The organism is Streptomyces recifensis (genome assembly GCF_002154615.1).
In the GTDB taxonomy this organism is placed as follows: Bacteria; Actinomycetota; Actinomycetes; order Streptomycetales; family Streptomycetaceae; genus Streptomyces; species Streptomyces griseoluteus.
The window spans coordinates 1-9746 of the sequence record NZ_MUNH01000343.1; the positions used below are offsets into that span (position 1 = coordinate 1).

Sequence of the window (9746 nt, forward strand, 5' to 3'; positions counted from 1 at the left end):
CCCTAGAGAACGGACGGCCCCGGGCGTCCCCGGAGCCGGCCGTTCTCTAGGGTGACCGGGCTGCTGTCCCCTGCCGTCCGGTCACTGTTCCGGGACGAGGTCCCACGGCGTACGGCACGACCCGTACCCCTCATCGCCCCGGCGAGCCACGCGTGGTTCATTCGGGCCCGCCCCTGGCTGGCACGGACATGGGGCTCAACGAAGCGGTGCGCGAGCCGGTCACGCGCCGTACGGGTGAGAGCGGCCCCGAACTCAGATGCGACCCCGGCACAGCTCCAGCAGGGTCATGGCGAGCGCGGTGCCGGGCTTGCCGAGGGCGTCCCGGTAGCGGCCGAGGATCTCCATCTCGCGGGACAGGCTGACCCGGCGGCCGCCGGAGGCGATCCGGGTCTGCTGGACGACGGCGGAGACGGCCATCCGCTCCTGGACGAGGCCGATGATCCGGTCGTCGAGGGTGTCGATCCGCTCGCGGGCGTCGTCGATGGTCCGCTCGGGCTCGGTGTGCGGGGTGGCGGTGGTCATGCGGGGCTCCTGGGGGCTGGTGGCCGCCCCGGACCGGCAGGACCCGGAAAGACGACAGGCGCTCCGGGCCTTGTCGGCCCGGAGCGCCTGTCGGAAGTCGCTTGTTATGTGCTCAAGCAGAACGACCATGGCAGCCGGCGGGCCCGGTGCCATAGGTAAAGAGGAACGTCGTCTGGGTGAACACGGGGTCAGTATGCCACGACCGCCGGTCACCCCGGACCGCCTGTGGGCATCTCCCTGCGGCGTCCGGGAGGGGGCGGCGCCCACCCCCGTTAGAATCGGTCATACAGACCCCCGCCCCACCGCCGGAAGGCACCCCGTGTCATCAGCGACCCAGTCTGCCGACGCCCCCGACACCGTTCTGGTCGTCGACTTCGGCGCGCAGTACGCCCAGCTCATCGCCCGTCGCGTCCGCGAGGCGCGGGTCTACAGCGAGATCGTGCCCAGCAGCATGCCGGTCGCCGAGATGCTCGCCAAGAACCCCGCGGCGATCATCCTCTCCGGAGGCCCCTCCTCGGTCTACGAGGAGAACGCCCCGCAGCTCGACGGCGACCTCTTCGAGGCCGGCGTCCCCGTCTTCGGCATGTGCTACGGCTTCCAGCTCATGGCGCAGACCCTCGGCGGTACTGTCGACAACAGCGGCGCCCGCGAGTACGGCCGCACCGGCCTGCACGTCTCGATGTCCGGCTCCACCCTGTTCGAGGGCACCCCGGACGAGCAGCCCGTGTGGATGTCCCACGGCGACGCCTGCTCCGCCGCCCCCGAGGGCTTCACCGTCACCGCCTCCACCGACGTGGTGCCGGTCGCCGCCTTCGAGAACGACGAGAAGAAGCTCTACGGCGTCCAGTACCACCCCGAGGTCATGCACTCCACGCACGGCCAGCAGGTGCTGGAGCACTTCCTGTACCGGGGCGCGGGCCTGACCCCGTCCTGGACCACGGGCAACGTCATCGAGGAGCAGGTCGCCGCGATCCGCGAGCAGGTCGGCGACAAGCGGGCCATCTGCGGCCTGTCCGGCGGCGTGGACTCCGCCGTCGCCGCCGCCCTGGTGCAGAAGGCCATCGGCTCCCAGCTCACCTGCGTCTACGTCGACCACGGCCTGATGCGCAAGGGCGAGACCGAGCAGGTCGAGAAGGACTTCGTCGCCGCCACCGGTGTCCAGCTCAAGGTGGTCGACGCCGAGGAGCGCTTCCTCAAGGCGCTCGCCGGGGTCTCCGACCCCGAGGAGAAGCGGAAGATCATCGGGCGCGAGTTCATCCGCGTCTTCGAGCAGGCCCAGGCCGAGATCATCGCGGACGAGGGCCCGGCCGTGGAGTTCCTGGTCCAGGGCACCCTGTACCCGGACGTGGTCGAGTCCGGCGGCGGCACCGGCACCGCCAACATCAAGTCGCACCACAACGTCGGCGGCCTCCCCGAGGACCTCGAGTTCCAGCTCATCGAGCCGCTGCGCAAGCTGTTCAAGGACGAGGTCCGCATGGTGGGCCAGGAACTCGGCCTGCCCGAGGAGATCGTCCAGCGCCAGCCGTTCCCCGGTCCCGGCCTCGGCATCCGCATCGTCGGTGAGGTCACCAAGGAGCGCCTGGACCTGCTGCGCGACGCCGACGCCATCGCCCGCGAGGAGCTGACCGCCGCCGGTCTGGACCGCGAGATCTGGCAGTGCCCGGTCGTACTGCTCGCCGACGTCCGCTCGGTCGGCGTCCAGGGCGACGGCCGCACCTACGGCCACCCCATCGTGCTGCGCCCGGTCTCCTCCGAGGACGCCATGACCGCCGACTGGTCCCGGCTGCCCTACGACGTGCTGGCGAAGATCTCCACCCGGATCACCAACGAGGTCCGCGACGTCAACCGCGTCGTCGTCGACGTGACCTCCAAGCCGCCGGGCACCATCGAGTGGGAGTGACCCGGGTGCCGGCCGGCTGACCGGCACCGCCCGAGGTGGAACGGCTCCGGCCGTTCCACCTCTTTTTCGTCACTCGGCCTCTTTTGGTACCCGCCACCCGACGGTAACTTCCGGTCCGTAAAGCACCCCAGCGCTGGAGGACTCATGCACCGGCCCACCCCTCCCTCGCCGCTGCCCACCGACAAGCTGCGGTTCGCCATGCCGCCCATGCACGAGTCGGTCGACGAGGAACGCCGCCACCGCAAGGAACGCCTCGCGGGCGCCCTGCGCCTCTTCGGGCGCGCCGGGTTCGAGGACGGCGTGTCGGGCCACATCACCGCCCGTGACCCGGAGTTCAGCGACTGCTTCTGGGTCAACCCGTTCGGGATGCCCTTCAAGCACGTCACCGTGAGCGACCTGGTCCTGGCCAACCAGGACGGCCAGGTCGTCGAGGGCGGCTACCACGTCAACCAGGCCGCCTTCACCGTCCACGCGGCGGTCCACGCGGCCCGCCCGGACGTCGTCGCTGTCGCCCACTGCCACTCCGTGCACGGCCGCGCCCTCGCCTCCCTCGGCGAGGTCCCCGACCCCATCACCCAGGAGAGCTGCGCCTTCTACGAGGACACCGCGCTCTACGACGACTACACCGGAGTCACCGTCGACGCCGAGGAGGGCCGCCGCATCGCCTCGGTGCTCGGCTCCAACAAGGCCCTGGTGCTGCGCAACCACGGCCTGCTCACCGTGGGCGACTCGGTTGACGCCGCCGCCTGGTGGTTCATGTCCATGGAACGCTCCTGCCAGGTCCAGCTCACCGCCGAGGCCGCCGGACGCCCCGTCCTCATCGAGCACCGGCAGGCCGTCGCCACCCGCGAACAGCTCGGCGGCGACCTCGTGGCCTGGATCAACTACCAGCCCCTCTGGCAGGACATCAGCCGCAGCGAACCCGACCTGCTGAGCTGAGCCTCCCGCACGGTCGTGCGAGTGGGTCAGCAGGATGGGCGGTCCTTTCCGCCCAGCGCGGACCGGCGAACCCAGGGTGCCCGGCGTAGGGCACAATTCGCCTTGGTCACAGGGGAGTTGCTCGGCCACCGCACGCACTGTGCGTGACGGTCGTATTCCGGGATCTCGGGTAGCGGGGAAGGCGGGCGTCGGTCGTGGCGGTGCAGGAGGCGAGGCAGGGCGCGGCGGACGGCGCGGGGGCCCACGGAGGCGGCTGTGCGTGCGGGGACTGCCCGCACGGGGCGCGCGAAGGCCATCGGCGGGCGCTGGCCGCCTTCCGGCAGGGCCGCGACGAGTTCGCCGCCGGACGCGGGCTGCCCCCGGCCGTGGCGCACTCCGCCTCGGCGTCCCGGCAGTGGATCTCCGCCGAACTGGCCCAGCGCGCCGAGGCGGTCGCCGAACGCGGCCGCGCCGAGGGCGACGCCTGGCTCGCCGGCCTCTGGACCCGCACCGCCTTCCTGGCCTGGGGAGCGGTGGTGATCCTGCTGCTCGCCCAGGCCCTCACCGCGATCGGCGCGGGCTGGAGCGGTGCCCGCACCGCCGGACTGCTCGCCGCGGTGGCCGTCGCGGGCGCGCTGACCCTCGCCGGCTTCTTCCACCGGGCGCGTGGCGGGGCGCTGGCCCCGATGATCGGCGAGGACAACCGGATGTCCACCTCCCGGACGGTCGCCGCCTTCTGGGTGCTGTTCGTCGCCTACGCCGTCCTGCTGCTCGCGGGCCGCCTCGCCGCCGCCTCCGACCCCGCCGAACGCGACTCCCTCCTCGCCGGCCTCGACCTCGCGCGCGGCGCGGGTGTGGTGACCGTCCTCGCCGTGGTGTGCGGCATCGCCGTCCTGGTACGCCGGGTGGTCGGCCTGCGTGTCCTCGGTCAGCGCCTCCAGAAGGTCCCGGCGCACCGGCCGCGCGCCGCCGACCTGCTCACCGACGACGCGGGCCGGGGTGCCTTCGCCGACATCCAGTACGTCGTCATCAGTGCCGTCGCCCTGGTCTTCGCCGCCGTCCGGCTCGGCCGCCGCCCCGACCAGCTTCCCGACCTGCCCTGGGGGCTGGCCGTGCTGGTGCTCATCTCGGCGGCCACCTACCTGGCGGGCAAGTACGCCGAGGGCGGCCGTCCGGTGGTGCTCTCCGTGATCCGTGCCCGCGAGCCCGGCGACCTGGACGGGCCGATCCGCACCGGGGACGACATCGAGATCCGCGGCACCGGCTTCGTCCCGCCCGGCGCCCAGGGCGCCGACCGGCTCGCCCGCATGGTCGTCCGTATCGGCGCGGTCGACGTCCATGTGCCCCTGATCCCGGTCGCCGGCGGCTTCCGCAACCCCACCGACAGCGTCCTCACCGTCCCGGTCCCGGTCGAGGTGGAGCCCGGCGCGGTGGAGGTGCAGGTGGTGACGGCGGCCGGGCTGGCCACCAACCGGTACCCCATCGAGGTGACGGACTGACCCCGTACGCTGCACCGATATCCGGAAAATCCTCCGGGGAGGATTGAACCGGCTCCTTTCTTCATACGTATCGTCGTGTGAGGGGTCCGGGACGGTGGGCGAGAGGCGGCCAGCAGTGATGACTCAGGGTTTGCGAACGGACACGCACACCACCCATCTCGACGGGGACCGTGACTGGCGGGCGACCGCCACCCGTTACGCCCTTCTCCCACTTCGGATCTTCCTGGGCGTCACCTTCGTCTACGCCGGTCTGGACAAGATCACCGACAGCGCCTTCATGAAGGCCGGCGGTGCCGGTTCGCTCGGCGACACGATGCGCGCGGTCCGGGACTCCTCCGCGATCCCGGCCCTCGTCGACCTGGCCCTCAAGAGCCCCGTCGGCTTCGGCTACGCGATCGCCTTCGGTGAGCTGGCCGTCGGCATCGGCATCCTGGTCGGGCTCCTCGGCCGGCTGGCCGCCCTCGGCGGTGCGCTGATCTCGCTGAGCCTGTGGCTGACGGTGAGCTGGGCCACCAGCCCCTACTACTACGGCAACGACCTCGCCTATCTGATGGCGTGGCTGCCTCTCGTCCTCGCGGGCACCCCCTACCTCTCCGTCGATGCCTCTCTGCGGGACCGGCGCCGACGCCGGTCGGGCGGATACCGCTAGATACGGATCTGCCACCCGGCCGAGTCCCCGGGCGGGACCTCAGACCTTCTCGTCCTCCGCGCCGTTCCGTCTGCGCAGGGCGCGGGTGAGGGCGGTGGTCACGCCCGCCAGGAACAGGCCGCCGACGGCCAGGGGGATCGCGGTGAACCACGGAATGTCCCACAGCCCGCGCACGTCCCCCAGGTAGAGGGCGCCCGCGACCGTCAGGCAGACCCCGCCGACCAGCCGGCCGGGCTGGAACTCATGACGCAGCACGGCTGACCTCCACCTGCCCGATGCCCACATGCAGGTCGATCCGCAGCACGCCGGCCTCCTTGGTCCCCTTGTCCGGCGCCAGATTCGTCGTCTCATGCCGGCCCGGCCGCACGTCCACGTCCTTCGTGTTGTCACCGGGCAACCGGATGTCGCCCACCCCCACGTCGATACTCAGCACCGCCGCCGTGTCCGCCGGGACGATCACGCGCAGCCGGCCCGCTCCCAGCCCCGCCCTGGTGGAGACCGTCTGGTCCTTGGCCAGGCGCACCCTGGTCAGGTCGAGGGTGGCGGAGCCGGACCCCAGCTCGTAGGCGGGGCGGACGTCCGCCGTGGCCGCCGGCCGCCAGGCGGTCTGCCGCCAGTGCGAGGTGACGTCGCTCGGCAGCACGGCGCTTCCGGCCAGCAGCAGCGCCGTCACCAGGGCCAGGAAGGCGGACCCGCCTCCTGTGCGCCCCAGGAAGGCGCTGACGGCTATGCCCAGTCCGAAGACCACCAGCGCGCAGGCCAGCCCGGTCTGGAGGCTGGTGGCCAGCGGGCGGGACTCCCAGTTGCGGCTGCCGCCCAGGCCGCCCGCCAGCAGCGCCAGCAGGAACACCCAGCCGCTGATCCAGCGCGGCCCGCGCGACCTGGGGCGCTTGTCACCCGCTGTGCGCCCGGCGAGCGAGTGGGGCCAGGGGAGCTGCATGACGAAGTCGATCGGCGGGGAGGGCGACACATGCTGCTCGTAGGCGTCGCTCGGCCCCCAGAAGTACCCGGTGCCGCCGACGTGGGTGCCGTCCTTGACGATCGGGTCCCGCCACCAGGAGGGCCCGCTGTAGTAGATCGGCGGTGCCTGGGTCTCCGGTGGGGCGTCGGCCGCCGCCTGCGCCGCTATGGGGTGGCCCCTGGGCGACTTCGGCTCGTCGCTCGGAGAGGGGGCCGGGTCGGTGGTGGCGCGGTGCCGTGACCAGTACCCGGCCCCGGCCAGCAGCAGGGAGAGCACCACGGCGAAGGTGAGCACGCCGCCGTTGCGCAGGGTGGTCAGGATGACCCCGCAGCCGATCAGGGCGAACAGGACGGCGGCCAGTGCCTGCCCGTCGACCCGGCCGGTCAGCAGCTTGCGTACCTCGTTCTCCTCCTCGTCGTCGTACGGGACGAGGAGCCAGGCGAAGCCGTAGAAGATCAGGCCGATGCCACCGGTCGCGGCCAGCACGGCCAGGGTGATGCGGAAGATCACCGGGTCCATGTCCGTGTGGCGGCCGAGGCCCGCGCACACGCCCGCGATCATCTTGTGCCGCCGGTCGCGGCGGAAGCGGCGGGGGGTCTCGGCGGTGCGGTGCCCTGCCGGGGTGTCCGCTTCTCCCGCTCTTCCCGAGCCGCCGGCCGCCGAGCCCGGCGCTGCCGAGCCCCGCGCTCCCGGTTCCTCCGCTTCAGGCCCGTGCGCCCCGGAGTCCGTCTCTCCCGTGTTCCTCACCGCTCCACCCCCTCTCTCCGCGCCCCGCTCTCCCGCGGGCGTCTCCGGTGCTCGTGTGGTGTCCGCCCGGTCCGCTCCCGTCCGCTCCGTCGCGGCGGGTTCGGCATCCGTCGGCCCGGCGCCCGGTGCCGGGCGTGGGCCGGTGCCGGGTCCCGGACCCGTCGCGGCGTGCTCGTGATCCGTCATGTGTCCATGGTGACGGGCCGGGAGTCGTGTGGGCAGTCGGGTCGACCCTGGTCGAACCCTGAAATCGCCCCTGAGACGAGCGGGGGAGATGTTCGACTCCGGGCCGGGGCCCCGGCCCGGAGTCGTCCGCCGGGACTGGGGGAAACCCTGGTGAAGATCAGGGGAGTCTCGGGGGGCGACCCTGATGCCCCGGTCCCGGCCGCCGTGTGACCATCGTTGGCATGCCGGAAGCCGCAGCACTCCCACTCGAAGACCCGCGGCCGCCGCGCAAGCTCTACCGCAGCGGTGACGGCCGCTGGCTGGGCGGAGTGGCGCGGGGGCTCGCCGGGCATCTCGGGCTGCCCGTGGTGTGGGTGCGGCTTGCCTTCGTCGGCCTGCTCATGGCGAACGGACTCGGTGCGCTGCTGTACGCCGCGTTCTGGTTCTTCGTCCCGCTCGGTGTCGGCGGGGTGGGCGACCACAAACCGGCCTCGCTGGTCGGCACCGAGACCTCGCGGGAGGGGCGCCGCAGACTCGTCGCCCGCAAACCCGACAAGGGGCAGATGGTCGCGCTGCTCCTCATGGTCATCGTGTCCATCGTCTTCCTGGGCAGCGTCAACCTGACCAACACCGCAAAGGCGTACCTGGTACCGGTGGTGCTGGTCGCGGCCGGTGTCGCCCTGGTGTGGCGGCAGGCGGACAACGCCCGCCGGGCCCGCTGGGTCGAGGTCGGCGGCCGTCGGCGCACGCTCACCCTGCTCCGGGCGGCCGTGGGCGTGCTGCTGGTCACCGCCGGGGTCTCCGCGATCTTCCTGATGCAGGTGTCCGCCGCCCACCTGGGCGCGGTGCTGGAGGCGGCACTCGCCGTGCTGGTCGGCATCACCCTGCTCGCGGGCCCCTATCTCGTCCGCGTGACCCAGGACCTGTCCGAGGAACGGCTGATGCGCATCCGTGCCCAGGAGCGGGCCGAGGTCGCCGCCCACGTCCACGACTCGGTGCTGCACACCCTCACCCTGATACAGCGCAACGCGGACAACGCCGGGGAGGTGCGCCGCCTGGCCCGCGCGCAGGAGCGGGACCTGCGCACCTGGCTGTACAAGCCGGAGGGCACCGGCAAGGACGAGGCCGACGAGCCGGACACGGTCGCGGAGGCGGTGCGGCGCAACGCGGCCGAGGTCGAGGACAAGCACGGCGTGCCCATAGAGGTCGTGGTGGTGGGCGACTGCCCGCTGGACGACCGCACGATCGCGCAGATGCAGGCCGCGCGCGAAGCGATGGTCAACGCCGCCAAGTACGGTGGCGAGGGCGGTGCCGTGCAGGTCTACGCGGAGGTCGAGGGCCGTACGGTCTTCGTGTCCGTCCGCGACCGGGGTCCAGGCTTTGACCTCGACTCCATACCCGCCGACCGCATGGGGGTCAGGGAGTCGATCATCGGGCGCATGGAGCGCAACGGCGGTACGGCCCGGCTGCGGTCGGTGCCGGACGGCGGCACGGAAGTCGAGTTGGAGATGGAGAGGGCGGAGAAGACGGCATGAGTGACGCGACCGAGGCGAACGGCACGGCGGGGGAGGCGGAGGTGGCCGAACCCGGACGCGACACCGCGAAGACGACCGAAGGCACCGAGAGCGCGGTCGGGCGCCATGTGCGCGTGGTGCTCGTGGACGACCACCGCATGTTCCGTACCGGCGTGCAGGCGGAGATCGGGCAGACCGCGCGTACCGGGGTCGAGGTGGTCGGTGAGGCCCCGGACGTCGACCAGGCGGTCGCGGTCATCACCAGGACCCGGCCCGAGGTGGTCCTGCTCGATGTCCATCTGCCCGGCGGCGGCGGGGTCGAGGTGCTCCGGCGCAGCGCGGCCCTGATGGCCGACCCGGAGCAGCCGGTGCGCTTCCTCGCGCTCTCCGTGTCGGACGCGGCGGAGGACGTGATCGGGGTGATCCGGGGCGGGGCGCGCGGCTATGTCACCAAGACCATCACCGGGTCCGACCTGATCGACTCCATCTTCCGGGTGCAGGAGGGCGACGCGGTCTTCTCGCCCCGGCTGGCCGGGTTCGTGCTGGACGCCTTCGCCTCCACCGACGCCCCGCCGGTCGACGAGGACCTCGACCGTCTCACCCAGCGCGAGCGTGAGGTGCTGCGGCTGATCGCGCGCGGCTATGCCTACAAGGAGATCGGCAAGCAGCTCTTCATCTCGGTGAAGACGGTCGAGTCCCATGTCTCCGCGGTGCTGCGCAAGCTCCAGCTCTCCAACCGGCACGAGCTGACCCGCTGGGCCACGGCCCGCCGGCTGGTCTGACCCGAGGCCGAAGCCGGAGCCCCACTCTGACCCCGCCCCCCCGCAATCCCTGCGTATCCCGGCGGAAGCCCTAGGCCACCCGGGTGGCC

At 72.3% G+C, this 9746-nt stretch carries 9 protein-coding genes; 6 read left to right on the top strand and 3 right to left on the bottom strand.

Features of this window, described 5'->3' with window-relative positions; translation table 11 throughout:
* Positions 1-252: 252 nt before the first annotated feature.
* Positions 253-522 carry a chorismate mutase gene (locus CCN33_RS18520; protein WP_086694693.1) on the bottom strand — a complete coding sequence of 90 codons (270 nt, stop codon included), beginning with the start codon at positions 520-522 and terminating at the stop codon, positions 253-255.
* 319 nt (positions 523-841) lie between these two features.
* On the opposite strand from CCN33_RS18520, the gene guaA reads away from it, so the two are divergent.
* The 4 genes from guaA (at position 842) to CCN33_RS18540 (ending at position 5488) form a co-directional block, all read left to right on the top strand.
* Complete coding sequence (guaA, locus tag CCN33_RS18525) at positions 842-2422, top strand: glutamine-hydrolyzing GMP synthase (RefSeq protein ID WP_086694694.1); 1581 nt, start codon at positions 842-844, stop codon at positions 2420-2422.
* A 144-nt stretch (positions 2423-2566) separates the two neighbouring features.
* Positions 2567-3361 carry a class II aldolase/adducin family protein gene (locus tag CCN33_RS18530; RefSeq protein ID WP_086694695.1) on the top strand — a complete coding sequence of 265 codons (795 nt, stop codon included), beginning with the start codon at positions 2567-2569 and terminating at the stop codon, positions 3359-3361.
* Positions 3362-3555: 194 nt separating this feature from the next.
* Positions 3556-4839 carry a hypothetical protein gene (locus tag CCN33_RS18535; protein ID WP_086694696.1) on the top strand — a complete coding sequence of 428 codons (1284 nt, stop codon included), beginning with the start codon at positions 3556-3558 and terminating at the stop codon, positions 4837-4839.
* Between the two features lie 118 nt (positions 4840-4957).
* Positions 4958-5488: a DoxX family protein gene (locus CCN33_RS18540; protein WP_086694697.1), complete on the top strand. Its 531-nt coding sequence runs from the start codon at positions 4958-4960 to the stop codon at positions 5486-5488.
* Positions 5489-5527: 39 nt separating this feature from the next.
* On the opposite strand, the gene CCN33_RS18545 is transcribed toward CCN33_RS18540, so the two are convergent.
* Positions 5528-5743: a hypothetical protein gene (locus tag CCN33_RS18545; RefSeq protein ID WP_086694698.1), complete on the bottom strand. Its 216-nt coding sequence runs from the start codon at positions 5741-5743 to the stop codon at positions 5528-5530.
* On the bottom strand, positions 5730-7382 hold the full coding sequence (locus tag CCN33_RS18550; RefSeq protein ID WP_086694699.1) for a PspC domain-containing protein: 1653 nt from the start codon (positions 7380-7382) through the stop codon (positions 5730-5732). Before CCN33_RS18550 ends, CCN33_RS18545 begins: the two co-directional genes overlap by 14 nt.
* Before the next feature lie 221 nt (positions 7383-7603).
* Here CCN33_RS18550 and CCN33_RS18555 point away from each other — a divergent pair, with 221 nt between their 5' ends.
* Both CCN33_RS18555 and CCN33_RS18560 read left to right on the top strand, forming a co-directional pair.
* On the top strand, positions 7604-8896 hold the full coding sequence (locus tag CCN33_RS18555) for an ATP-binding protein (RefSeq protein ID WP_086694700.1): 1293 nt from the start codon (positions 7604-7606) through the stop codon (positions 8894-8896).
* Positions 8893-9657 carry a LuxR C-terminal-related transcriptional regulator gene (locus tag CCN33_RS18560; protein ID WP_086694701.1) on the top strand — a complete coding sequence of 255 codons (765 nt, stop codon included), beginning with the start codon at positions 8893-8895 and terminating at the stop codon, positions 9655-9657. The genes CCN33_RS18555 and CCN33_RS18560 overlap by 4 nt, the downstream gene beginning before the upstream one ends.
* The last annotated feature ends 89 nt before the right edge of the window (positions 9658-9746 follow it).

Coding starts and splice junctions, on each gene's coding strand:
- CCN33_RS18550 (WP_086694699.1), bottom strand. CDS start 7,382: ATGACGGATCACGAGCACGCCGCGACGGGTCCGGGACCCGGCACCGGC.
- CCN33_RS18555 (WP_086694700.1), top strand. CDS start 7,604: ATGCCGGAAGCCGCAGCACTCCCACTCGAAGACCCGCGGCCGCCGCGC.
- CCN33_RS18560 (WP_086694701.1), top strand. CDS start 8,893: ATGAGTGACGCGACCGAGGCGAACGGCACGGCGGGGGAGGCGGAGGTG.
- CCN33_RS18520 (WP_086694693.1), bottom strand. CDS start 522: ATGACCACCGCCACCCCGCACACCGAGCCCGAGCGGACCATCGACGAC.
- CCN33_RS18540 (WP_086694697.1), top strand. CDS start 4,958: ATGACTCAGGGTTTGCGAACGGACACGCACACCACCCATCTCGACGGG.
- CCN33_RS18530 (WP_086694695.1), top strand. CDS start 2,567: ATGCACCGGCCCACCCCTCCCTCGCCGCTGCCCACCGACAAGCTGCGG.